This window comes from Leptospira harrisiae (assembly GCF_002811945.1).
Lineage (GTDB): Bacteria > Spirochaetota > Leptospiria > Leptospirales > Leptospiraceae > Leptospira_A > Leptospira_A harrisiae.
Map to the genome: position 1 here is coordinate 179,295 of NZ_NPDX01000003.1, position 25,324 is coordinate 204,618.

Annotated in this window: 23 protein-coding genes; 9 read left to right on the forward strand and 14 right to left on the reverse strand. The window is 37.2% G+C overall.

Annotated features, from left to right (window positions below):
* Positions 1 to 33 precede the first annotated feature (33 nt).
* Positions 34 to 942, forward strand: coding sequence for a hypothetical protein (locus CH364_RS12615; RefSeq protein ID WP_100744552.1), 909 nt, complete (start codon positions 34 to 36; stop codon positions 940 to 942).
* A gap of 2 nt (positions 943 to 944) precedes the next feature.
* Here the strand turns inward: CH364_RS12615 and CH364_RS12620 are convergent, their stop codons facing one another.
* Entirely contained in the window at positions 945 to 1,697 is a 753-nt protein-coding gene (locus tag CH364_RS12620) for a hypothetical protein (protein ID WP_100744551.1), read from the reverse strand.
* Positions 1,694 to 2,254, reverse strand: a complete 561-nt coding sequence (gene pyrE / locus CH364_RS12625; protein WP_100744550.1) for an orotate phosphoribosyltransferase — start codon at positions 2,252 to 2,254, stop codon at positions 1,694 to 1,696. Before pyrE ends, CH364_RS12620 begins: the two co-directional genes overlap by 4 nt.
* A gap of 318 nt (positions 2,255 to 2,572) precedes the next feature.
* Between pyrE and CH364_RS12630 the strand changes: the two genes are divergently transcribed.
* Positions 2,573 to 3,166 (forward strand): TetR/AcrR family transcriptional regulator, encoded by a 594-nt coding sequence (locus CH364_RS12630; protein ID WP_243401411.1) that lies wholly within the window; start codon positions 2,573 to 2,575, stop codon positions 3,164 to 3,166.
* A gap of 1 nt (position 3,167) precedes the next feature.
* Here the strand turns inward: CH364_RS12630 and CH364_RS12635 are convergent, their stop codons facing one another.
* Complete coding sequence (locus CH364_RS12635; protein ID WP_100744548.1) at positions 3,168 to 4,154, reverse strand: cytochrome-c peroxidase; 987 nt, start codon at positions 4,152 to 4,154, stop codon at positions 3,168 to 3,170.
* A gap of 281 nt (positions 4,155 to 4,435) precedes the next feature.
* On the opposite strand from CH364_RS12635, the gene CH364_RS12640 reads away from it, so the two are divergent.
* Positions 4,436 to 4,783, forward strand: a complete 348-nt coding sequence (locus CH364_RS12640; RefSeq protein ID WP_100744547.1) for an LEPBI_I2431 family sigma-54 regulated protein — start codon at positions 4,436 to 4,438, stop codon at positions 4,781 to 4,783.
* Positions 4,784 to 4,870: 87 nt separating this feature from the next.
* Positions 4,871 to 5,803, forward strand: coding sequence for an ornithine carbamoyltransferase (locus CH364_RS12645; RefSeq protein WP_100744546.1), 933 nt, complete (start codon positions 4,871 to 4,873; stop codon positions 5,801 to 5,803).
* An 896-nt stretch (positions 5,804 to 6,699) separates the two neighbouring features.
* Here CH364_RS12645 and CH364_RS12655 read toward each other — a convergent pair.
* Positions 6,700 to 7,128 (reverse strand): globin domain-containing protein, encoded by a 429-nt coding sequence (locus CH364_RS12655; RefSeq protein WP_100744813.1) that lies wholly within the window; start codon positions 7,126 to 7,128, stop codon positions 6,700 to 6,702.
* A gap of 281 nt (positions 7,129 to 7,409) precedes the next feature.
* Between CH364_RS12655 and CH364_RS12665 the strand changes: the two genes are divergently transcribed.
* Entirely contained in the window at positions 7,410 to 8,402 is a 993-nt protein-coding gene (locus tag CH364_RS12665; RefSeq protein WP_100744545.1) for an HpcH/HpaI aldolase/citrate lyase family protein, read from the forward strand.
* A gap of 378 nt (positions 8,403 to 8,780) precedes the next feature.
* The gene (locus tag CH364_RS12670) at positions 8,781 to 10,595 is read left to right on the forward strand and encodes an alginate export family protein (protein WP_100744544.1); all 1,815 of its coding nucleotides are present in this window, start codon (positions 8,781 to 8,783) and stop codon (positions 10,593 to 10,595) included.
* A 57-nt stretch (positions 10,596 to 10,652) separates the two neighbouring features.
* On the opposite strand, the gene CH364_RS12675 is transcribed toward CH364_RS12670, so the two are convergent.
* From CH364_RS12675 to CH364_RS12685, 3 genes are all read right to left on the reverse strand, one after another.
* Positions 10,653 to 12,725 carry a methyl-accepting chemotaxis protein gene (locus CH364_RS12675; RefSeq protein WP_100744543.1) on the reverse strand — a complete coding sequence of 691 codons (2,073 nt, stop codon included), beginning with the start codon at positions 12,723 to 12,725 and terminating at the stop codon, positions 10,653 to 10,655.
* Positions 12,726 to 13,101: 376 nt separating this feature from the next.
* The gene (locus CH364_RS12680; protein WP_100744542.1) at positions 13,102 to 14,244 is read right to left on the reverse strand and encodes a FecR family protein; all 1,143 of its coding nucleotides are present in this window, start codon (positions 14,242 to 14,244) and stop codon (positions 13,102 to 13,104) included.
* Positions 14,245 to 14,549: 305 nt separating this feature from the next.
* Positions 14,550 to 15,815 (reverse strand): chloride channel protein, encoded by a 1,266-nt coding sequence (locus CH364_RS12685; protein ID WP_243401410.1) that lies wholly within the window; start codon positions 15,813 to 15,815, stop codon positions 14,550 to 14,552.
* Positions 15,816 to 15,945: 130 nt separating this feature from the next.
* Here CH364_RS12685 and CH364_RS12690 point away from each other — a divergent pair, with 130 nt between their 5' ends.
* Positions 15,946 to 16,281: an ArsR/SmtB family transcription factor gene (locus tag CH364_RS12690; RefSeq protein ID WP_100744540.1), complete on the forward strand. Its 336-nt coding sequence runs from the start codon at positions 15,946 to 15,948 to the stop codon at positions 16,279 to 16,281.
* Positions 16,278 to 16,766: an SRPBCC family protein gene (locus CH364_RS12695; protein ID WP_100744539.1), complete on the forward strand. Its 489-nt coding sequence runs from the start codon at positions 16,278 to 16,280 to the stop codon at positions 16,764 to 16,766. The genes CH364_RS12690 and CH364_RS12695 overlap by 4 nt, the downstream gene beginning before the upstream one ends.
* Positions 16,767 to 16,784: 18 nt before the next feature.
* Here CH364_RS12695 and CH364_RS12700 read toward each other — a convergent pair whose 3' ends face one another.
* The 6 genes from CH364_RS12700 to xerA all read right to left on the reverse strand — a co-directional run bounded on the left by CH364_RS12700 (position 16,785) and on the right by xerA (position 23,296).
* Entirely contained in the window at positions 16,785 to 17,564 is a 780-nt protein-coding gene (locus CH364_RS12700) for a lysophospholipid acyltransferase family protein (RefSeq protein ID WP_100744538.1), read from the reverse strand.
* Positions 17,565 to 17,658: 94 nt separating this feature from the next.
* Positions 17,659 to 19,815 carry a PAS domain S-box protein gene (locus CH364_RS12705; protein ID WP_100744537.1) on the reverse strand — a complete coding sequence of 719 codons (2,157 nt, stop codon included), beginning with the start codon at positions 19,813 to 19,815 and terminating at the stop codon, positions 17,659 to 17,661.
* 115 nt (positions 19,816 to 19,930) lie between these two features.
* Entirely contained in the window at positions 19,931 to 20,608 is a 678-nt protein-coding gene (locus CH364_RS18800) for a carbon-nitrogen hydrolase family protein (RefSeq protein WP_243401409.1), read from the reverse strand.
* Between the two features lie 15 nt (positions 20,609 to 20,623).
* A complete protein-coding gene (locus CH364_RS18805) occupies positions 20,624 to 21,403 on the reverse strand; it encodes a hypothetical protein (RefSeq protein WP_243401408.1) in 780 nt (259 codons plus the stop codon).
* A gap of 48 nt (positions 21,404 to 21,451) precedes the next feature.
* The gene (locus CH364_RS12715; RefSeq protein WP_100744536.1) at positions 21,452 to 22,141 is read right to left on the reverse strand and encodes a TetR/AcrR family transcriptional regulator; all 690 of its coding nucleotides are present in this window, start codon (positions 22,139 to 22,141) and stop codon (positions 21,452 to 21,454) included.
* A gap of 219 nt (positions 22,142 to 22,360) precedes the next feature.
* The gene (xerA, locus tag CH364_RS12720) at positions 22,361 to 23,296 is read right to left on the reverse strand and encodes a site-specific tyrosine recombinase/integron integrase (RefSeq protein WP_100744535.1); all 936 of its coding nucleotides are present in this window, start codon (positions 23,294 to 23,296) and stop codon (positions 22,361 to 22,363) included.
* 301 nt (positions 23,297 to 23,597) lie between these two features.
* Here xerA and recA point away from each other — a divergent pair, with 301 nt between their 5' ends.
* Entirely contained in the window at positions 23,598 to 24,761 is a 1,164-nt protein-coding gene (recA, locus tag CH364_RS12725) for a recombinase RecA (RefSeq protein WP_100744534.1), read from the forward strand.
* A gap of 86 nt (positions 24,762 to 24,847) precedes the next feature.
* Here the strand turns inward: recA and CH364_RS12730 are convergent, their stop codons facing one another.
* On the reverse strand, positions 24,848 to 25,324 hold the full coding sequence (locus CH364_RS12730; protein WP_100744533.1) for a response regulator: 477 nt from the start codon (positions 25,322 to 25,324) through the stop codon (positions 24,848 to 24,850).

A 25,324-nucleotide genomic window follows, 5' to 3' on the forward strand; every position in this document is an offset into this window, starting at 1 on the left:
TTACCGAAAAAGTGCTACTCGTAACCTCTATTCATGGCAGGAAGTATCAAGGTATGTTTGGATCTCGCAGAAATGATTCGAAAAGAAAATCTCGAATCCAGAGAAAAAATCCCAACCTCCGATACACATTTGCGAGTTTGGTCTTCGCAACTCTCTAGGACAGAAGAAGACCTACGAAAATTACTGACAGCGCTAAGAGACAGTCATTATATTTTTATAGTATCAGTAGTTGCACCAGATCCAAATTTATTTGTTTACGGTGAAGACGCTTATGTGTTTGCAGAGCCATTCATCCTAAATGAACTCAAAAAACATTCAGAAGAGGCTTTAGAAAAACTCTATGAAGCCAGTAATTATAAGAGAAAATCTGCATTCCAAATAACAAGAGAGTTATTTCCAAAAATCAAAGAGTTCAACAACACTCCTCTTGGTCGTTCCATAAATGTTTCTGTGATGCTCGAAGAATTTCAGAGAATGCTCACGGCACAAAGTTACGAATATACGGACCAATGGCGGAGGAACAAACTCCAAGAAATTTATAAAGATGAAATCAACGCGGCCGAAGAATTAGCAAATGCAACGTCGACCAGAGATATGGATCCGACAAAACGTGCTGTTGACCAATTAAAGGAACAAGGTCCCAAAGAAAAAATTGACCAGAATTGGGTCAAAGCAAAGGAAAATTTTTCAACGGAATTCTTGTTACGTGTACACTTTAGAAAATATGAATTCGATGTAGTCAAAAAACTCATTCAGTCAGGAAAATTAAAAGATGAAAAAGATATCAAATATGTTCGTGACACTCTACAATTAATGGAAAATAGAATGGAACAGGATAATCTTTTAAAAAGATATGCTACAGAAATGATAGAGTTACGTCGGTATGCCCAAGCAAAACTAAATTTACTCAGGCAAGGTGTTGGTTCTAAACAAGAAAACTAAAGTTAATTTTTAAGCCAACCCGACTTTTCAAGTTGAATGTAAACCTGAAAGAAAAATACGACTAAACTTATAAAAATCATTCTTCTTTTCAATGAAAACTGACTGATTGTGTGGTTTTGTTTTTCAGGCAAATATAACAAGTAAACGATTAAATTCACATTAAAAAACAATCCGAAAAACTCAGGCGTCAGTATGGGAAATTTTTCTTTAATAGCCGGAATGTAGGTTACCAATAAAATTAATATACTCGGAATAAAATACAAAGGAGTATTCCAATTCCACATCCTATCCTCTGTTAGATCATTAATTCTTTTTACTCCAGATTCTTTTTCAAGAATGGATACAAGCTCTTCTTGCGACTCTATGTTTACTATTGGGTGAATTTTTTCCTTTGTTTCCAATACAATCCGATTATATCCACGAAATTTATCAGTTGTTATTTGTTCCAAATCTTTAATTCGAATCGTGGCACAATTCCCATTTGAATCAAATTGTTTTAACGATCCACCATCCAGTTCAATTTTTCCCGATGTTAGTATTTCAATTTGTTTTAAATAATTTTTTCTCAAAAACCAAAAGAACAATGCTAGTAATGGCAAAAAAATTGTAAAAAATTGAACTCTTCCTTCTTTTGGAACCTGTAGGCTGTTATATGCAACAAAAACAACAAACAAAAAAATAACGGACCCGGTTCTCTTTCTTAATTTACTACCGAATAACTGCACATCATATAGAAATGTTTTTTTTGTACTCATTCAAAAAACTCGCTTTTACGAAAGATCGATTCCATCTGAATCCCAGACTTTTCTAAATTTTCTGCACCGCCCTCTTCCCGGTTCAAAATACAAATCCCCTTGGTGACGGAAATTCCAGCCTCTCGTAAAGCTTGGACTGCTTTGAGCGTTGATCCGCCTGTAGTAATTACATCATCAACAACCAAACAAGATTTGATTTCCTTCCAAAAACCCTCAATTTGTTGTCCGGTCCCGTGTCCTTTCGCTTCCTTTCTTACAACTAACGGGTAAATGAGTTTCCCTTTTCTCTGATACGCTAAGGCAATCGAATAGGCTAATGGATCAGCACCCAAGGTTAACCCACCCACTGCTTGGAACTCCGTTCCTAGTTTTGGAATGATCTCCTCAACGAAACACTCAGCTAAGACCGAAAGCCTTTCGGGATGAAGTGTAATTTCTTTACAGTTGAAATAATGGTGGGATTCTAACCCGCTAGCCAATCGAAACGGCGCTTCAGAATAACGGTAAACATAGGATTTCATCCAAAGAAAAAGCTGGTCACGGTAAGTTTGAGACATAGTCCAATTATTTTTCCAATTCCACCTCGGAAACAAAATTTTTATATTGGTAGGATAATTTTATTTGACTATAAAAAGTAAGTGACTTTATTTATATAGTGGCTTTCTAAATAAAATAAATGTAAAAGTATAGTGACTTACGAAATAAAGTACCTTCCAATATTCTTTTACTTACTCACTTGATACAAAATTTATCCTCAAATCCGAACACCCTCCTTTTCTAGAGAAATTTGGATTTTAGGGCCAAGACACGGAAAATGGAACCCTATGAGCAAGATGATCCTCAGACTACCGCTTAGAGAAAGAAAAAAGCAAAGTATGCAAATTTCCATTTTGCAGTCCGCCAAACAATTATTTCAGGAAAAGGGATACTCTGCTGTGACCGTATCCGAAATCGCCGATGATGCAGATGTTTCTGTCAAAACCCTATTCACCTACTTTCGTTCTAAAGAAGATCTGGCTTTTCAAGATGAAATTCTATTCTGTGATGAACTCATTCGAAGTCTTTTGGCAAGAAGTGAAACCGAATCTCTCTTTGACGCATTCAAACAATTCCTGTGGAACTTAATTCAGTCAATTGATCCAGAAGAGTTGATCGAATCACTTCCGGGTTTTCACCCTTGGATGGATAGCCCTGATTTGGCACAGAGGTATTTATTACTTTGGGAGCATTATGAAGTTAGGTTGGCTGATGCGCTGCAATTAGAAAGTGGCTCTAGGGAGTTTAATCCCATTTTAAGGGTAATTTCAGGACAGATGGTATCTGTGATACGGATCCTGGGCTCAAAGGCATTTAAGGAATACTTACAACCGATACCGATTGCACTCAGACACCGTGCATTAGAAAAATGGCTCCTTGGATCTCTACAAATGCTATCAGGGATCCAAGGATATCCGAACTCAATGAAATGAATTAATTGGTTCTTGTTTTGTCAGATAAAGTTCCAAGGAAGAGAACAATCTTTTTTGTTTCTTCATCAGAAAGATTGATACCCAACTGGTGAAATGCCATTTTTTGAACAGCTTCTTCCAAAGTTTTAATTTGGCCGTCATGAAAGTAAGGTCCAGTCAAAGTAATGTTTCTTAAACTAGGAACCTTAAAGAAAAACTTATCCTCTACTTTTTTTGTCACATTATAAAGCCCAAGGTCTGTCGTTTTATACTCATTCACTAATCCAATTTTTCTGTAGGAATTTCCGCCAAGAAGGTTACCGGAATGGCAGGAAGTGCATCCTGCAGCAATAAAACTTTTAAAACCTTCTTGCTCTTCCTTTGAAATCGCTTTGTGATCCCCATTGATAAAGTCATCAAAACGGGAGGAAGTCACGAGAGTTCTTTCAAATGCAGCAATCGCTCCTGCTAGATTATCGTAAGTAACTGCAGATTTTTCATTTGGGTAGGCCTTAGCAAATAAAGTTGGGTATTCAGCATCTTCATTAATTCGCTTTAAAACTTCCTTTTCAGAAGGCATTGCCATTTCCACTGGGTTTAGGATTGGGCCTTTGGCTTGTGCTTTCAAATCAGCAGCTCGACCATCCCAAAATTGAACAAAATGAAAACCAGCATTGAGGACAGTTGGTGAATTCCTGTCTCCATTTTTACCAAAAGCTCCTGGAGAAGTAGGAAGGTTGTCCACACCTGCAGCCTTTCCTTCCACATTGTGACAAGAGTTACAAGATTGCGTTTCATTGAGGGAAAGTTTTTTCTCAAAGTATAGTTTTTTACCGAGAGAAATTAGTTCCTGACTATCTTTTTCCGATCCAGGCATTTTTGCAGGAAGTGCACCGATGATTTGTTTTGCTTTTAGTTGCAAATCTTTGGTTTCCGCAGACGGCCCACAGTTTGTAAGCGTTACGAATAAAAGGGATAAAAGAAAAGGTGTAAATATTTGTTTGAGCATATCGATCCTCTAACGGATAATTCTTAGATTTGTTTAGAATCGGCAAGTTAGAATTATTATACATTGAGTCTAAATTTGGAATTATTTTAATTTGTATCAAGATTAAGCAGTTTGGAAGTTATCCGATAGGTCCAGCCAACGGAAAATGATCGAAATTTAACAATTTTAGTCAAATGAATGGCGTCCAAATTGCACCCAAGTGACAAACCGGAAAAAGTAACTCCCTTACTCTATTGGCACGATTTATGCTTACCATGTCTATAGATCTTTAGGAGTTGCATATGTTGAACACAAGAAGAACCGATCGAATCGAATCAATGGACTGGGATGATTTGGTCTTAAAACTCTTTTCAATCAATGAACGACCGGAATTCCTGCTCGCAAAGATAGGAAATATTTCTGAACTTGGGGTGAGCGGATGTGTCGATCAGGACATCCAACTGAACGACCGAGACCATGTCACGGGAATCATTGAAAGTGACTTAACTCGGTCTCGTATTTCATTCAAAGGGAAAATAGCTTGGATGAAAGAAACTGACCAAGGACTCCTTTTTGGAATCAAATTTTCAGAGGAACTAATCCTTCCCAATTTCATCATTGCCAGGTCAATTGCAGAATCGGCGGCATAAAGGGAAAAAAATCAGAAATCTGGCTTAGTTTCTATCGAGAATCTCTCGATTTGAATCCAATCTGTTCCGATATTAGTGGGGAAAGCTATGTCCCAAGTGAAACATTTGATATCTTGGCAAGATTGGAGCGATGGTGAAATCCGGGAACTCCTTGAGTTTGCAGTCTATGTAAAGAAAAATCGCGTTTATTTTTCCGGGCACATGGCTGGACGATCTCTTGCCATGTTATTTCAAAAAACATCAACGAGAACCAGAGTTTCATTCGAAGCGGGGATGACCGAACTCGGTGGACATGCGATCTTCCTTGATTGGATGGCTTCAAACTTTCTTCTTTCAGATATAGATTTTGAGGGGAAGTATCTTTCGAGCAATGTTGCAATCATTATGGCTCGACTCAAAAAACATGAAGACCTACTCGTTTTAAAATCAGGTTCTACAGTACCGGTTATCAATGGTTGTTGTAATTTATTTCATCCATGCCAATCCCTAGCAGATATACTTACAATCGTTATGGATTCGCCAAACGATTGGCAAAAGAAAAACTTATGTTATATTGGAGTGCACAACAACGTAGCAAATTCTCTTATTGAAATTACTGCAGCTTTAGAGATCCATCTAACTCTTGTAACACCTATTGCTTCAGATGAAGCCATTGTAAAAGAATCCATAGACAGAGCAAAAAAGAAAGGTACCATTACCTGGGAAACGGATGTCAGAAAGGCAGTTTCAAATGCCGACTATGTTTATACTGATACATGGGTTGATATGGAATATTTTAATGATCCAAAGTTTCAAAAAGAAAAAGAAGAAAGAATTCAATTGATGATGCCATACCAAGTGAATTCAGAACTTCTAAAGAATACTAAGGCAAAAGTGATGCATGATATGCCAATCCATGCAGGTTATGAAATCACAAGAGAGATGGTTGAAAGCGAACGTTCCATCATTTTCACTCAGGCAGAAAACCGCCTGGATGCACAAAAAGCAGTGATTCTAAAACTTTTGGAAAATCATAATTAATTAAAGTAAGATAACTCAAAATCCAAACGAAAATTCAGTTTGATTGATTGATCAGTTCATTAACAAATAAATCTGAATCGTTGAACTGTATTTAATCAGCCTAGTTATCCCTTTCTCCAATTATTGGAATGATAGTATTTGTATCGAAAGAAGATTCTTTTGAAAGAGCTGACTTTATCTCATAATAACGAGGTTCAAGAAGTCCAATTTGAAAACCAACATCTCCAGCATGTTGACTTTACCATATAAAACCACTTTAACTTTTTCTTCTGGTTTTAATATCTTTTGGACTAAAATAACTAATTTATTTATTTATTTACCAACTCTTCACTAAGTCTATGATCATCTGGCTCAAACAGTATAGATTTGATGGATTCGGAACTCCACTGGCTTCCAATTTGATTTTCCCAATCTACTTTCACCTTCTCCCTTGTCTTTCAGAGATTTTTCAACTTGCTCCCAAGGACAAGAACGAATGTAATCTGTTGAGAAATTCACAGAAAAAAACCAAAATAGTAATTACAATGTCAAAAGGTTTTGCATAGGATTTTGTTTGGATCACATAACTATCGCTTGTCGCTTAAAAAGTTTAGATGTGATATACAGGTAACAAAAACAAAACTCGAAAAGTCCTAATTTCTGTTGCCTGACACTGGAGAGCAATATTTGATTTCGTATGTAACTGCGTTTCTAGAGGAATACCCTTACTTGTGCAAGAAAACAAGGTAAGGGAAAAAACAAAGTGATGAATTTTGGGAACATATGACTCACTATTGAGAAGTATGCACAATACAATCGCCATAACTTAAACTTACACAAGAATTAATTTAATTTTTAAATTTCAAAAGTAAATCAAACAACAAATACGTTTTAATACTTGCTAAAGAACATATTTATTAGATTGAGTCTTTGCGATTCACCATCCACGCACTAAAACCATCTAAAAAGTATAAAAAATCGATTTTATCATCATGTTCAAAATCAAACTTCTGTAAGGCTTCATCGTAACACCGAAACCAAACTTCTCTTTCTTTATCTGAAATTGGAAAAACAAAGTGGCGCATCCGCATACGAGCGGGTCCCCATTTTTCAATATAGTAATTCGGGCCGCCTAACACTTGGATCATAAAATCAGCTTGTTTCTCCTTGGCCAAATCCCAATCACCTTGAAACATCCATTTAATTTCAGAATTGGCAACCAGATCATAAAAATCTGAAACCAACTCACGAATGGCAGTTTCTCCCCATTTTTGAAAAAGCAATTTTACGTTAGGGTTCTGAGGAGGTGGTCCTCCTGGTGGGTTGTAGATATTATCTGGATCCAAATCGATAGTCAGTGTAGCGAAAGGGACTGGTAGGGGAAGTCGAATTTTCGACCGGAGCCGAAGGCGGAGCCCGGTATGGCCCGGCCCCGAGGTCACGAGGGGTTCGCCCCAGAAAACAAGAAGAAACCCTCTCAATTTCCATTGGAACCGACTGTTAAAAGAAAGTGACTTTCCTTTTGCAATCCTCTACAAAATTGCTTCCATCCGAATTCGGCATTAATTCCTGGACGATAGGTAAAATTCACAAAACTTGGTAAAAAAATCCGAAAAAGGTATACTAAATGGCACTGACTCACCCGCAATCCGCACTCTTTGCAGGAGAAAAACCTTTCCCTATCATCCCTGCTTGTGAACACTTCGCTGGATCTGAAAAACTCATCACAAAAGCGCTCGAGTTACAAAATAAACTCGGTGGACTTTTCGACATCACGATGGACTGCGAAGACGGTGCCCAAACTGGAAAAGAGAAAGAACACGCAGAAATGATTGTTCGTATCCAAAACTCCGAACTGAATAAACACAAAATGAGCGGGGTTCGTATCCATGATTATACTAACGAACACTGGCGTGGAGATGTAGATATCCTTGTTCCTGGAGCAGGAAATGTAATTGCTTACATCACAATTCCAAAACCGACAAAAGCAAGTCAGGTGAAAGAGCAAATCACTTACATTCAAGAAGCCTGCAAAAAAGCAGGTATCAAAAGAGAAATCCCAATTCACGTGTTGATTGAAACTCATGGCGCATTGAATGATGTATTTGAAATTGCTGCACTTCCTTGGTTGCAAGTTTTGGATTTCGGACTTATGGATTTTATTTCCGGTCACCACGGTGCGATTCCTGCATCTTGCATGAAATCTCCAGGCCAATTTGACCACGAACTTCTTCGTCGTGGAAAGGCGAATTTAGTAGCGGCTGCACTTATGAATGGAGTGATTCCAGCTCATAACGTAACTTTGGATTTGAAAAACATTTACCAAACATATGCAGATGCAAAACGTGCACATGATGAATTTGGATTTTTACGTATGTGGTCTATTTACCCTGCTCAAATCCAATCTATTTTGGATGCAATGGCTCCAAACTTTGCTGAAACACAAACAGCATGTGACATTCTAATCAAAGCACAAGACGCAGAATGGGGACCAATCCAACATGATGGCGACTTACATGACCGGGCTACTTACCGATATTTCTGGGAACTTGTCCAAAGAGCAAAATTGACAGGGCAAAAACTTCCAGACGAAGTAGAGAAAAGATTCTTTTCTAACTAAAAACTTTTAAACAGAATAGAAATGGTGAGCGAGTTACTTTGGAAACTGGCTCACCTTAGTAATTTGTGCTAAAAGGTAAGTGGCTTTCTTTGGTAACTGACTTTCCTTTTTCCGAAACTTTCTAAATCGATTCCTGATCTTTCCACATTACAACCTTAGAATCCCAATACAAATCAAACCAAAAGAAACCCACCCGTTCCTCGTCATTTCTGATAAATATTACTTTTATAGGCAGGTGAAATGATCCGCTATTCGGATAAATTATCTTGTATAAAAGGCATGTTTTTTCACCAAATTTCTGTTTTTACGGATTTTTAGTTCAATATATCGATTTTTTATTTGCAATATTGAACTGCAGATTAGCTAATGTCCTAATCTATGAGCTGGCGAATTACAAAATCTAAACCCATTTTTTTCCTTTCGATTACCATCTTAACGGCAGTGTTTCAGGTGAGTGGAATTTATGCCCAGGCGGAACCTAATGCAACTCCCAAAGTTGAAGCAGTTTCTGAACCCGTAGTTCAGCAGCCGAAAGAAGAAAAAAAAGAAGGGTATGTGAGTTCGCAGATTGGCAATTTATCTGGAGAATATTTGAGAAGTTTCCAGGTTACAAGCAAACAAAGGAAGGCGATCCAAGAAAACAAAAGCCTTTGGTTCGCTGACAAGTTTCGTGTTGGGTTTGGCATTCGCCCAAAAGCAGATTCATTGAATAATACTGATTTTGATAAATCTACACCTGATAACAGAAACAATGCCTTGACCCAAACGCAGTTTTTTATCCTGGGAGACATCAACGAAAATGTCCTTTTTAAGATCACATTGCAAGATGTTCGCCTTTGGGGAGGAGAAGTGGTTTCTAGCGGAAATGCAGAGCAGAAATATGCGGCAATCGCCAATGCTGGAACTACAGTTGATACCACCAAACAGAGGGAAGTTGCCATCAATAATTTCACAGGCCTCAGAGAAGCTTTTTTGGATTTAAAAACGACAAATCAAGCATTCAGATTAAGAACAGGAAGACAAATTTTAGAATTTGGTGACGGTAGAATCCTTGGTACTAGAAACGATAGTTTAAATGGAAACTCTTTTGATGCACTCAGGTTTACTGGTAAAATTAGTAATCATACATTAGATGTTTTTGGTTCCGTCATAGGGGCAGAAAATAATTCAAATAGTATTGTATCAAACAACTCTACAAAGTTAGGTGGAATTGGTGATTCTTACTATGGAGGTATTCATTATAACTGGAAAGTGGCAGATTGGTTGGGTATTGATTTATATAACTACAGCTTATTTAAACAACAAAGAAAAGCCTCTGCCCCTCCTACACTTTCTGAAACAAGAAATTACCGAGGTGACGATCAATTAAATACTTCTGGTTTTCGACTCACGAATCGAACAAAAAATAATGCACTCCCTGATACAACAGGAATCGACTGGATGGTAGAAGCAGCTTGGCAAACAGGTTTTAATGGCGAACGAGTAACTCCGAATTGGCTAAACCAAAATGGGGTTTACACTACCAATCAGAAAACAGGAGAACCACCTCCTTTTTCAGAAGCAGTCAGATATAAAGCGAACATTGTGGCAGTCCAATTAGGTTATACACCTGTAAAGGAATTTCGAATTGGAGTCCAATATGTACAAGCTTCAGGTGATCCTAATCGAAACGACTCGAGCGTTGCAACTTACAATCCGCTATTTGCTACCAGACGAATGGCAGGTGGCTCCTTACCGTTTGCCGGTAATGGTAACTCCGGTCTTGTTTTCTGGCAAAATATCAAAGACTATTCCTTACATTTAAAATATGAATCATCAAATTACGGAACTTTTATCATCAATCCTCATTGGTATTACAAAGTTAAACTACAAGATGGTTATTATGATAACAATAATTATGTTTCTGGAAGCAAAGCTACAGGCGAAACAGCGTCTACAGAAGATTATTATAACGCAGAGGCATACAATCCCACTAAACCAAAGTTAGGTAACTTGGTAGCAACGGAACTAAACTTTATCTATATCATTACTCCATTTGAAAATGTTTCATTTTGGTTTGGAGCAACGGTCATCAAGGCTGGAGATGCAATTCGTAATCAAAAAAATAATCCTCTTGAAACAGATCCTCTACATCGATATGATTTGAGTCCAACCGCTACAATGGCAACATTCCAAACAGTATTTGCGATTTAATAAATAATCGAAAATACTGTTCTTTTCTGTTTTGTGTCAGACACATTAATTAAGAAATTACTTCAGTTTAAACCTTTCTACTTGAGTAGAAAGGTAAGAAGCCTGTGAAGCAATTTCAGCGGCAACAATGGTCAATTGATCGGATCCGGTCGCCACATCTTGTGTTCCGTTTGAAATACTGATGATGGTTTTGGAAATTTCTTCAGTTGCTCTTTTCTGTTCAAATACAGCATCTTCAATTTGTAAATTCAAGTTGGTGAGAAGATTTGAATTTTGAGCAATATCTTTTGCATTGTTTTCCTGCAAGAGTACTGATTCCAAAACTCTAGTCGCTGAAGTTTCAAACTCTTTCACTCGACTATTGAGTAAATTCAAAACCTGGGCGGCTTCAGTTACCTTTTTGTTTCCGTTTTCAACAGCAGAGTTGGTTGATATTACAAGATCACCAATTTCCTTTACTGAGGCACCGGTTTGTAATGCAAGTTTTCCAATTTCTTCTGCGACAACCGCAAATCCTCGTCCAGCATCACCAGCTCTTGCCGCTTCAATCGCAGCATTCAAAGCCAATAGATTGGTTTTTTCCGAAATTTCAGTAATGATATCAAGAACTTCACTAATTCGTTCCGCTTTTTCACCAATGTCTTCCATAGCCTTTGTGGATTCATTCATTGCAGTTTCACCCACAACAGCATGTTCTCTGGATTCAGAAGCAAACTTAGCAAGATATTCCATTTCCTTATTAATATTCTGAACTTCTTCTCTGAGAGTTAACACCGACTTATCTATTTCTTTCATTTTTACAACAGCATCTTCCATTGACTTACCGACATTATCTGCTGATGCCGATAATTCTTCTACCGCTGCAGAGGATTCTTCTGCAGCAGATGCCTGGGCTTGTGAAGTATCAGATAGGGTTTGAGATGTTGAAGCCATCTTACCTGACTGGCTGCCAAGTTTTTCCACTGTTGATTTTATATCAGCAATGATAGAAACCAAACTATTCTTCATTTGGTTCATGGAATGCAATAAACTACCAATTTCATCCTGGTTGATCTCTTCTGCATTGATAGCTAGGTTTCCATTTGCAATTTGGGAAGAGAACTCCATTGCTTTTTCTAAACGACTACTGATTTGTTTTTTAAATACAAAGTTCAGAAAAAACAAAACTACAATTAAAATAGCTATAGAAATCAAAGTTGAACTTAGAACTACTTTTGTAATTTGATCACTAAAAATTGAATCAGGAATACTCACCTGTAATGCCCAAAACTGCGGATCTTTACCAATATGAAATGGAGAAAAGTAGTGAGTATAACCTTCGTGTTGGATGGTAAAACTCTTTCCTAATTTTAGATTTTCTAAATAAAATTTGAGATGATCTGGATTTTCTATTTTTTTCCCTAATTTAGTTTGGTCTTGCCCATACATCACATAAGTCCCATTAGATGACAAGAAGGCGATTCTTCCTTGTCCACGAAATGGTCGGGTATCTCCGATTTTTTCTTGTAATGTTGTAATATCTAAATCGATTCCTGCCGCACCTAAAAATTTTCCTTTCGGATAAATTGGTACCACAAGAGATATCATTTGAATTTTTTTTCCACCTGCCAAATATTCATAAGGTCCAAATACTTTTGCTTTATTGGATTTTTTCACCTGAAGGTAATAATCACCAGCCCCATTCGGATTATCATAATCGACTAAATGTTCAAAGTTAATTTTACCATCTGGTGTACGGTGCAAATAGGGAATGAATCTTCCTGTTTTATCATGACCTGGTTTACCAACAAAAGTGGCATCCCTTCCTTCATATGCATTCGGCTCATAACAGAGCCAAATGGCAAAAATATCATCATTACGCTCTAAGATCTCTCTCATACTACTGATCATAGAATCCCGAGGTGGTGAAGTATAAAACAAAGCAAATCGGAATCCCCGTATCACACCCATCATAGCATTGAGGTGTTCTTGAATTTCAAAAGACCATTTTTCAGAAGTGACTTTTGAATTTTCCTTAATTTCAGCATTGAGGTCTGAGACTGTGCGATAGATTTGAAAAGTGGTTAAGACAACAAATCCAATAAACAAAATTCCTGCGATGGAAAGAGAGACCCTTTGGCGTATACTCATAAGGATCGATCTTAGGTGTTTTCAATTTTTTGTAAATAGATTACCGTTTCTTATGTTTGAAATCCGATTTTAAGGTTTAGGATGAAATTAATTTCCTAATTTCTAATTTTGTTTTTTGGTAGTTTTACTAAGATTGGACTCCTTTAGGGTAACTCAATTTTACCAAATTGAGATAATCTGTCACATTAGGTTCTCATTTTGGTTTTTGGAGAGAGTGGATATGAATGAAAGAAAAGAATGAGTCTGGTTACTGGGCGACTGATCGCCGTTATTTTTTAACCAAGAATTAGGAACACCAAGTTTTTTGTCAATTTCTTGGATGTCCCTGGTCTACGTTAAAGAGAAATTCGAGGAAAAATCGATTTCGATTGAATCTCTATTTTTTTGCCTTAGTTTTTACCGAGAAATTTTTGTATTCCACGTATTCAATATCATCGACTGAAAGTTGGAGCACTCCTTTTGTTGAGTGAACTATAAATATGTCACCTAACTGAGCGACAACGGCACCGGAAAGAACATCTCCATTTGATTTATGAATAGTTTCCAAAACACTATAATGGTTATGAATTTCTTCTTCTTCGTCCAATCCCGTTTTTGTAGCATCAGAAACAATTTTATTTAACGCTTCCGCTCGTTTCTCAGCATGTTCCTTTTCAATTGTAGAAATCACCACTTCCGATGGATTGGTTGGATTGTTTTTTTGCGATTCAATTTGTTTTTGAATTGTTTCAGATGGAATTGCAACAAGCGTTTCTGCCTCAGCTTTCTCTTGAGGCGATACTACACTTTCTTGTTTAGACAAACCGCTGTCAAAATCGATAAATCCAGCCAATTCTTTATTTGTCAAAGCATTGGCTGCCACTTTTGCATTGATCAGATACACAAGTTCATTTAAGTTGGGATTCACTTCCAACTTTTCACCTGGCTCCAAAATGACTTCATTTTCTTCTAAAGTTTTCACCAAACGATTGTAATTCTCCACAGATAGACCTTCGTTGATTTCTACTAGTTTGGGAGATGTTTTAAAGGCAACAGAAACGGCACCTTCATATACTTTTACTTTGGGAACAGATCCTTTTTCTAATTCAAAGGAAAAAACAGTTCCTCTAACACCTGCGACCATTGTAGGAGAAGTTACTGAAAGATTTTGAGATGATTTTAATTTTACAGATTTTACAAGTAGGTTTCCCGCCCATAAATGTAGTTCTGTATTCGGATGATTTTCGCCAGCGATATCGCGAAACATTATATCTGAATTTTCTTTGATGCGAATCACTTCCCCACGATAGGTTTGTAAATCAACCTTTCCTAATTTAGAAAGGATTCGGTCTCCTGGTCGCACTACGTCACCAATTTTGCCTTTGGATTCCTTTCCTTGAGAAAGTATCAACACATCTCCTTGCAAAAAAGTGACCACAGCACCAGCAGTTTGGTCAATTGAGGCATTCGATCCAAATTGGAAACGACTGCATTGAAAGGAAAATAGGAGGATTGTTGTGAGGATTATTTTTGTTTTCATATTTTTTTTCCAACTAAGCCTTGTAATATAGGAAACAACCCAAACTAACCTCATTTTCAAATTTGTAAAAACAAAATATTATTTTTAGGAAATTGAGGGATTTTTTATACAAAAATATTTGGATTTCGTGTTCCGGATTAGTACTTACAAATCAGAATACGGAAAAATTACCAAATGGCAACAGAAAAATACGCCAATAAACAAGAGTTCAGTGCCAAAATGTTTGTGTCACTTGAGAGAAATAGATAAGTTTTGTATCTTTCGCTTCACTACTTACAATAGGGCAAAACTGTTGGGGAGTAAATTCATTTTATTTCCGAAATTTTTTTACCTAAATCTTGAGACTTACTGAAAAATTTTGTTTTACCAATCAATTGCGATTGGTAAATACTTGTGTGCCCGGAAAATATAAAAGCAATCCAAGTACTAAAGAAAAAAAGAACACCTGCCTCCCAACCAAATAATTCGATCCCCATAATGGCAGAAGCCAGAGGTGTATTACTTGCGCCTGCAAAAACAGAAATAAAACCAATCGCAACAAACAATGACAAATGAGTGGGATCAAAAAAACCAAATAAATTTCCCAAACTTGCACCTATAAAAAACAAAGGAGTCACTTCTCCCCCTTTAAAGCCGGATCCTATAGTAACAGTCGTAAGGAGAAACTTCAATAGAAAAGATTCCATTGGCAAAGGGGAATGGAAGGCTAATTGGATGGTTGGTAACCCAAGTCCCAAATAAATAGGATTAAGACCCAATCCTACCAAACTTACGATGATAGCTCCACCAACCAAAGGCCGAAGAGGAGAATATCCGATCCAAATAGAAAACCATTCTGATACTTTATGAACTACCAAACTGAAGGTTCGCGCAACAAGGCCTGAAAGAATTGAAATTCCCACCAAACAAAGAATTAATGTTCTACTTAATTCAAACGGTATTTTTGGATAATGAGAATGACCAATTCCCCAAAGAAGACAAACCCAATGAGAAAGATAAGCTGTAATCAAAGCAGGAAAAAATAGTCTCCATCGATATTCCCCGATTCGAATGACTTCGATAGAAAATACGGTAGCTGCAAGTGGAGTCCCAAATACAGAGGCAAAACCTGCACTAATTCCCAATATAATTAAAGTTTGTTGGTCTTTTATTTGAAAGGGAATCAAACGAGTCAACTGATGGGCGATGGCTCCTCCCATTTGTACAGCCGTCCCTTCTCTGCCTGCAGAACCACCAAATAGATGGGTCATTAGGGTTCCTAAAAATACAAATGGTGCCATTCGGATCGGAATGATGGAAGTGGGAGAATGAATCTCTTCTAAGAGTAAATTATTCCCTTTACTCACGTTTTTACCGTAATGAAAATAAAACCAACCGATGCAGAATCCGGCCATTGGGAGCCAATAAACCAACCAAGAATTCAATTCCCGTAACTGGCTTACTTTTTCTAATGCAAAAAGAAAGATAGCTGATGCAGAACCAACAAAAAAGGAAATCCACAAAAAAACAATAAGCCACTGAATTCCGAAAGAAAGGGGCTGGAATTGGGATTTGGGTATATTTGAACTCAAGTTGGAGTTTTCCATCAACTTACCTTTTCCATCAAATGGAATTCGATCCTTTCGAAAACCAACTTTTCAAAATTAGAAAAACCAATACTTAGGTGTTGACCTAAGTATTGGACTTACGCAAAATGCCATTATGGTCAAAAGAAACTACAGCATTGATGTCGTTTTGCATGCTCTATCAGATCCAACAAGACGCCAAGTCATCGAAAGATTAAGTATGGGACCAGCAAGTGTAAGTGAATTGGCATCCCCATTTTCTATGGCTATGCCATCGTTTATGCAGCACTTGGATATTTTAGAATCCTCTCAACTTATTTACACGGAAAAAGTCGGGAGGGTTCGCATCTGTTATATTAATCAAAATCCATTTGCTGTAATGGAAAATTGGTTACAGGTGCAGAAATCGCAATGGGAGAGACGATTGAACCAATTGGACTCTTTCTTATTAAAAACACAGGGGAAAACATGAATAAAGAATCAAATGAACAAATCAATCTCGAATTGGATTTGGTGTTGGAAAGAATCGTTGAAGTGCCAGTAGAGTTAGTTTGGAATGCTTGGACAATACCAGAACAATTAAAACAATGGTTTACTCCAGTTCCTTGGAAAACAATCGATTGTAGAATAGATTTAAAACCAGGTGGAGAGTTTTACACTTTGATGCAATCGCCGGAAGGAAACCAATTTCCAAATAACGGATGTTTTTTGGAAGTCATTCCATTTGAGAAACTTGTTTTTACCGATAGTTTACTTTCAGGATATCGACCTTCAGGGAGTAGTTTTATGACAGCATTTGTAACAATGGAATCAATTGGTGCTGCAACAAAATACAAAGCGGTCGCAAAACACAAAGACCCAGACACTAAAAAACAACATGAAGAAATGGGATTTATGGATGGATGGGGTACTGCTTTAGACCAACTTGTTGCCTTTACGAAAACCTTACCAAGATAATACTATAAATGTTTGCCGTTATACAGTAACGGCGGACTTTTCTAAAGATTCAATTTCCTGTTTTTTATTCCTCATCAGAGTCTCTGCCTCTGCTAGATAAGATTCAAACGTTGAAAAATCTTTTGCTTTAATAGAACCACAAAAATGAAAATACACAGTTTTTGTTTTCTTTAAATGAGAGTATTCTGCAAGGTTAGAATATCCCATCATTCCACTCACAACAAATACATCTAAGTCAACGTTAAACTTATAAGCAATTTTCATCACACCAGTTTGAAATGGTTTGATCTCTTCTGTGAAAGTTCTTTCGCCTTCAGGATATAAAAAAATAGATCTTGTTTTTAATACTCTGAGCACATCGGTTTTAAAGTTTCGGAAATTTGGTTTTTTTTCAGAATAAATCACTGCTTCTACAATTGTTTTATGCATCATTAGCGGTATGATTTTATACCTTTGAATGATATCACCACCTAAATAAGATAACTTTACATCTTTTGAATTAGATAAATATGGAAGTGCAACAATGAGCGGAACTTCCATTGCATTTGTATGATTACAAATTAAAAAACGATTGTTCCCGTTTGGATCCCAATCTCCTTGTTTAAAATCTAAAGTGCGTCCTGTAATGAGGAAAAAAGAACGGTACCAAAAGAAACCTAAATAATTATTGATTCGGTTCGACCAGCGATCTAGTCCAGTGATTTTAAATATGTAAGAGAATGACAATCCTATAGGAAAGAGAATCACTAGAAATGGTATTGAATAACACAATACCACAAAGAATTGGAGTTGGCCCATGTGAGAATGGGAGCCGAACCCAAGAGTTGGTAAACAATAAATTCGTATTGATTGTCCGAAAATTAAAATATTTTTGAATAGAAGTAATAATGATTCAAACTGTCAGTTCTAATAGAAATTTAGAACTTGGATTTCTAACGATGCTAATTTTACCTTCGATTTGATCGACAAGCATACCAATCAATTGTAAACCAAATCCAGGTGAATGGTCGAATGATACAGTTTCTGGTATTCCCACCCCATTATCAGAGTATTCTAAAAATATTTTTTTCCCTTCGCGGAAAATTTTGAGTCCGATCTCTGCATCTATTTTCTCTCCAAATGCATGTTTCATTGAATTTGTAATGAGTTCGTTCAGAATGATCCCAAGTGAAGAAAGAAGTTTTGCGTTTAACTCAATTGGATCTTCTAAAATGTCCATCTTGACTTCGACGAGTTTTGGAAAAATACATACAATTTCCTTAAATATTGCCGGAAAATAATCTTGTAAAGATACAGTGTTGTCTGTTTCCGAATGATAGAGTTTATCATACAAAACAATCATACTTTTAACACGACCTGCTGCTTCATAGAGAATTGTCTGAACATAACTTTCGGATTGAGCTCTTGCCTGTAGAGTTAACAAGGTAAAGATGGAACTCATATTATTTTTTACACGGTGGTGGATTTCCTTGAGTATATTCTCCTTTTCGTGCAATAATTTTTGAATTTTTGATTCCGATAGATTTCTCACGCTGACATCTCTTAAGATTACAGTATATAATTTTTCACCCTTAACTGAAATTTGTGAAATAGATGCTTCAATCGGGAACTCTTCTCCGTTGGCTCGAAGTCCACGAATTTCACCAAGCGCGCCCATTGCTCTTCGACTAACTCCCGTTTTAGAAAATGAATCAATATGACTATCATGTTGGTTACGAAAATCAAGTGGTATCAAACGATCCAAAGGTTGACCAATGATTTCTGTAGATTGGTAACCGAACATTTTTTCAGCAGCTCCATTAAATAGAATGATTCTTTTGGATTGATCAATACTGATGATTGCATCCATAGCAGACTCAATGATTTGAGTGAGTTTTGCTTCTGATTCACGAATATGATTCATGGCATTCAATCGTTCCGATATATCTCTACCTACTGCAATGTAACCAATAGGTAAATCACTTTCATCGTTTAACAATACTTGGTTAACTTCAATATTACGGTTACTTCCATCTTTTGCAACCTGAACTACTTCTCCAATAAAACTACCTTCTATATTAACTTTTGCAATCACATGGTCAGTTGTTAAACTAAGATAATCTGTCCTAAGAGTATCTAAAACAGATTTCCCCATAACTTCTTCAGATTTCCAAAGATAAATTTTTTCTGCAGCTTTATTCCAATAGTTGATCCGATGATTAAAATCTGTTCCAATCACTGCATCTAATACATTATTCAACATATTAGCTTGTTTTGCAATATGACTTTGGACATTGTACTCTGCTGTAATATCTCGAAAAACGAGAACAACCCCTCTTGTATCACCATTTAAATCTTTAATAGGAGATCCTGAATCAGAAATTTGGTATTCTGATCCATCCTTAGAAAGAAGGACAGTATGATTCGCAAGTCCTACAATTGAATTGGTTCTTAACACTTTATCAACAGGATTCTCTACTAATGATCTGGTTTTTACATTCACAATCTTGAATACTTGATTTATTTCTAAACCAACAGCTTCATCATGTGTCCAACCAGTTAATTTTTCAGCAATGGGATTCATCCTTATGATCTTCCCATCACTATCTGTGGCAATGACACCATCACCTATCGAGTGCAATACGGTCTCTAGATGTTCTTTTTTACTTTTTGTCAATTCATTTGCTTCAAAAAGTTTAAATGCCATTTTGATTGAAGCATCGAGCACAGTAAAACCTGAATTTTTAACTACATAACCATAAGATGTGATGGTCTCTGTTTTTTTAACGATATCTCTTTCTGTATGGGAAGATAGGAATACAACAGGGATTTCTTTATGATTTAAAATTTCTGTAGCAGTTTGCGTTCCATCCAATCCCCTTCCAAGATCAATGTCCATTAGAATTAGATCGAAAGGTTTTTCCTCACGAATGACCAATTGGATGGCATTTTCTCCATTTGTAACATGGGTCACTAAATAACCCCCTTGTTCCAATTGGTTTTTCTCAAACATTGCAAGTAGGGCTTCATCTTCTACAAGCAAAATGGATTTATCAGCGACTAGAGTCATGAAACATCCTTTGTTGATTCCTAACGATGGCATTAGGAATTCACAAACTACAAATGATGACAAAAACGAATTTTAATTCAATCAAATATTTAGAATTTTTCTAAACAAAAGGGAGTCATTCCTTCCTAACCTTACCCAAATCTCTGTTAGTTTTATCCATTAGTACATGAACTACAATGAAAAGACCGGAAATTAGAAAATACAAACAACCAATTCCCACCATCCAATTCCCTAATAAGCGATAAAGTGTCGGTATTTGGTTTGTTGGAACGGAAGAAACAAGAACACCATCATTTTCTTCAAAGTAGTCAAGTGTACCTTTGGCACGACCATAAGAATCATAAATTCCAGACAGTCCGCCTCGCGTTGACCGTACGATCGAAGAACCATTTTCAATACCTCGCAAAACCGCCATTTCTGTATGGAAAGGATGAATCCCTTTCCAATCTGAAGCTGAAATCAAACTGATTCCTGTTCCTAATTCCGCATGTTTTTTTGTTAGTTTAAGATTATCAAAATCATAACAAATTGCGACTGTAGCATTTCCCCAACCAACATCAATCGTTTTGATCTCTGAAGTAACATGAGAAATAGGTTCACCCGGAGGAATGAATTGTTTAAAATAAACTTGTCGGACGGCACCATCTTTTCCAATCCAATACAATTTGTTTTCCATAAAGAATTCATTTTCCTTTAGAGGAACAATGTATGCCGCAATGATTTCTATTTCTTTCTCTAAAGCAAGGGAACTAATTTTTTTCAGAAACGAATCCTCACCCTTTCGATGGACCATTACTGCGCCTTCATTTCAAACCACAACTTTTGCACCTTCGGCGGCTGCTTGTTGCGTACGACTCAAAACGAGCTCCGTGTTTATTTGGTTTTGTTCTTGGTCAGACCAAATGGTTTGGATTTCCATCTTAGATGTGACAGTACCTACCTTGATACTTCTACCTTCAATTGGAATGGTCAAACGAATGGTTCCATAAAATGATAATGCTACTAATAGAAAACAAGAGGCTAAAAGAAACCTGCTAGAAGAATTTGATATTTTTCCAGTCGATAGTTGTTCTGATAAAGTTTGTTCGATGCTCGCATTCACCATATAAATCAGAAAACTAATTCCTGTAGCACCGATTAATGCAGCCGATTGTATCAAAATTAAATTGTTTAATTGGCTATTCACAAACATTCCCCAAACACCTAACTCAGAGTAGGTACCTCCAATCCATTCTGAGATCATAAAGAGAAACGAAAAACATAAAATAGACGAGATTTGTTTAGGGAATTTAATTCGAAATTGATTCCAAATCCATAGTAAAACAGTAAACACAATTCCACCTTGAATTCCAGAAAGAACGGCAATCATAATATGGAATGGTTCGGATACAATCCGCATAGTTGATAATGTTTGAAATAATATCAAAGCTATTAGTAAATGCCAAACTGAATAACCAAGGCGCATATACCTTAAAAAGGGAACCATGGCTACCCAAACAAACAAGGGGATGTTCCAATTCATTCCCGTGAATCCAATCAATAATCCACCAACCGACAACAAAAACCATTTTTGATTCAAATATTTCATTAGATTTTCCTGTTTTATAATATAAATATATTAATAACTATTTCTTTTTCAAACATTGACTTTACCACCAGCCCCCAACCACAAATACTGAAGTGAGTCTAACCAAAGTTTTTCTAAGTTCTGATTTAATTGAAAAGCAAGTAAGGGAATCCCGAAAAAACAGGAAGCAATGGATAATGATAAGGATTTCCAGTTGGTCGAATCTGGAAGTTCTCCATTTTTTGCAGCAAGCGTAAGTGCTTTCTGGATGATTCCTTCGATTCCATCTGCCGGGAGATTTTCTATGCCAGAGGTCTCTGGAAATAATAATACCCGCTCAGCATAGGTAAGCCGACTGATTTGTATTGGTTTTTTGGTTTTCGCTTGGAAAGAAATAATTTCCAAAAGAACTCTTGGATTTTTTTTCGATTCTTTTGCTGTATAACGAAATAACGTAGATAGGATTTCATATCCACTTTCAGATAAATTATTCTCATGAACAAAAACTGAAACTTGCAAACTCCAAATTTGGATGTAATGAAGGATTAAATCTCCTTTTTCAGGAAAATAATTATAAAAGGTTGGCTCCGAAACTTCAACTATCTGACAGAGATCTTTAATTTTGATTTCTTCAAAAGGTTTTGATTTCAATTCCGAGAGGAAAGCTAAGGTTAAGTTCGTGCGAGTTTTGGCAAATTTTCTTTCCTTTAGGGAAAATTGTTTGAGGACTTCCGATTTTTTTTCAGTGTTCTGCGACATGTAAAATAAATATAGTCAGGACTATTTTTATAGTCAACCATATTTACCTACAAAAACATCCCAAAAGGTGAACTATTTGGATATTTTTTTAACTCAGGAAGGGATTTGGTTTCGCAAAATGTAGTTTCGTGGTAGAAGGAAAGTATTGGGCGGTGGGTCTAGTTCCCCACCCTAATCAGGGCGGGGAGATTCTATCCGCGCGGAAACTAAATCCAATCCCTATTTCTTTGCGTGAGGATGGGCATTCCGATACACTTCTTTCAACCGGTCTCTCGAAACACTCAAATACACTTGTGTAGAAGATAAAGAAGCATGACCAAGTAACTCTTGTACGGCGCGAATATCAGCACCAGCATTCAAAAGATCAGTTGCAAAGGTATGACGAAACTTATGAGGAGTGATGGCTTTTTCCATTCCCATCACTGTTCTTCGTTCAGACAAAATATAACGAATCCCACGTGTCGTTAGTTTTCCGCCGCGTTGGTTTAGAAAAATTTCTTCAGGTCCAGTGGTTCCTCTTTCTTCTAAATACTCACGAAGTGCATTTTGTGCTTCTTCGCCAATAAAAACAAAACGTTCTTTGCGACGTTTCCCCATCACTTTGAGGGAAGTTAATTCATGATTGAGATCACTTAACTTTGCATTGACTAACTCAAATACACGAAGGCCAGTGCTATATAAAACTTCGACAATGGCTTTGTCCCTCTTTCCAAGCACTTCTGCTTTTTCACCATCTTCATAATCAAGGATGTCTTCTGTTTCAATGGGAGTGAAATTTTTTGGTAACTTCTTTTTTGTTTTTGGAAAACTTACCTGTAAGATGGGGTTTGCACCAATTTTTTCTTCACGGAATAAAAATTTATAAAAAGTGCGAAGCGAAGAAAGTTTGCGACTTTGCGTTCGTTTGTCTTGTTTTTTCGTAGATTTTAAATCAGCAAAGTAAGCCCTTACATCCAAAACATCGACAGTCAAAATGTCGATCTCCTCTTTCAGACAAAACTCAAAGAAAAATTTCAAATCACGTAAATAGGCGAATAACGTATGTTCCGAATAGTTTTTTTCAATTTTCAGGTAAGTTCGGTAACTTCGGAAAAGTTCAGCCATGGCTTGTGGAAAATGGTCGGGGATTTGGACTTCAAGAGCTGGCAGAGTCATACAGACAAACTATCGGCAAAGTTTTCTTTCTCCAACGGCAAAAAAATACTATACAAGTACTTACATTTTGTTTAGTGTTGAAAACGACAAAAAAAGACATAATCCAGAAAAATTTCCCTCATCTTCCCAATTTGTCCCAGGTCTCATTCATACTGGAGTCAATCTGGAAGAGAAAAAGAGTGGAATTCGGAAGGGATGGGTTCATCCTTGAGAGAGTCGGTCAGATCATTTTTTTGAGACCAACCGGCCCAGTCCCCTACCTAGTCTTTCGGAACACCGATTTTAGGAGAACGTTTGATTCATGAAAAAAGAGAAAGCTGACAAGGCTCAAGAAAAAGAAACCGACCAAAGAAAGCAGGCCATTGACGCCGCCCTAGGCCAAATAGAAAAACAATTTGGTAAAGGTTCCATCATGCGCCTCGGTGCAGATACACGTATGGCAGAAATGAATGTTGTATCTACAGGTTCTTTGGACTTGGACATCGCCTTGGGGATTGGCGGGTTTCCTTCTGGTCGAATTCTAGAAATCTACGGACCAGAATCTTCTGGTAAAACCACACTCACTCTTTCTGCGATCGCAGAAACGCAAAAAAAAGGAGGCATTGCTGCCTTCATCGATGCGGAACATGCACTCGATCCTGCCTACGCAAAAAAATTGGGAGTCAATGTAGACGACCTACTCGTTGCCCAACCGGACAACGGAGAAGAAGCACTAGAAATTTGTGAATCTCTCGTTCGCTCCAATGCGATTGATCTCATTGTCATAGACTCTGTGGCAGCTCTTGTTCCGAAAGCGGAGATTGAAGGTGATATGGGAGATTCTCATATGGGACTTCAGGCACGGCTCATGTCCCAAGCCCTTCGTAAACTCACAGGAACCATTTCCAAATCCAATACCACAGTTATCTTTATCAACCAAATCCGTATGAAGATTGGAGTGATGTTTGGAAGTCCGGAAACCACTACAGGTGGTAATGCCTTAAAATTCTATGCATCCATCCGATTGGACATTCGTCGTATCGAAACTCTGAAAGAAAAAGAAGAACCTGTAGGTAACCGCGTTCGTGTGAAAGTGGTGAAAAACAAATGCGCTCCACCTTTCCGACAAGCAGAGTTTGATATCATGTATGCAACCGGAATCAACAAAGAAAGTTCCCTCATTGATCTTGCCGTTCGCCATGACCTAGTTGGAAAAGCGGGATCTTGGTATTCCTATAACGGAGAGAAGATCGGGCAAGGAAAGGAACAAGTTAGACTTTTCTTCCTCGAAAACCCAGACATCGCATTTAAAATTGAGAACCAAGTTCGGGATCTCAATGGACTTCCATTGGTAGACCAAGCAAAGATCCAAACCAGAGAAGTAAAATCCATTGAAAGGGACCCAAAGGAAACTAAAGAAACAAAATCAAAACAACCAGTTAGTTTCTCAACCGAAGCAGACGGAGACGTGGCAGTCGGAGAATAAACAAAGACGGCTTTCTTTTTAGGAACCATTGACCGGTTCGGGGTTTCCCGGGCCGGTTTTTTTTTGCTTTCACAAAAAACGAATGATCAATCATTCCACTGAAAGTTCGTTCCCAACATTTGGTTCACCGCACCAACGAGTCGCTCTGGTTCCCATGGTTTTGACAAAATGATGCTGTTTTTATCTGATTTATAAACAGAAAGAATGTTTTCCTTAGTGGCGAAACCAGTGACGACAATCACAGGCAAATCAGGATAAAGTTTTTTAACTGCCTCAACTAATTTGTCACCAGTTAAGTACGGCATCTTAACATCAGAAATAAGCAGATCAGGTCTACTCTTTTGCAGGTATTCATATGCAATTTCTGGATCCTGGATATCAACAATAGATAATTTTACATTGTCTAATTTACGCGCAACAAAGGTTAACTCTCGTTTCATGGAAGATGAAATCGATTTTATATCATCAACCATAACTATTTTATAAACTTTCCCGTCTTTTGACACGTCAGTTACCTGAGACTCTACCTCTTGTATCAATTGGTCTATGCTACTCGGAACCAT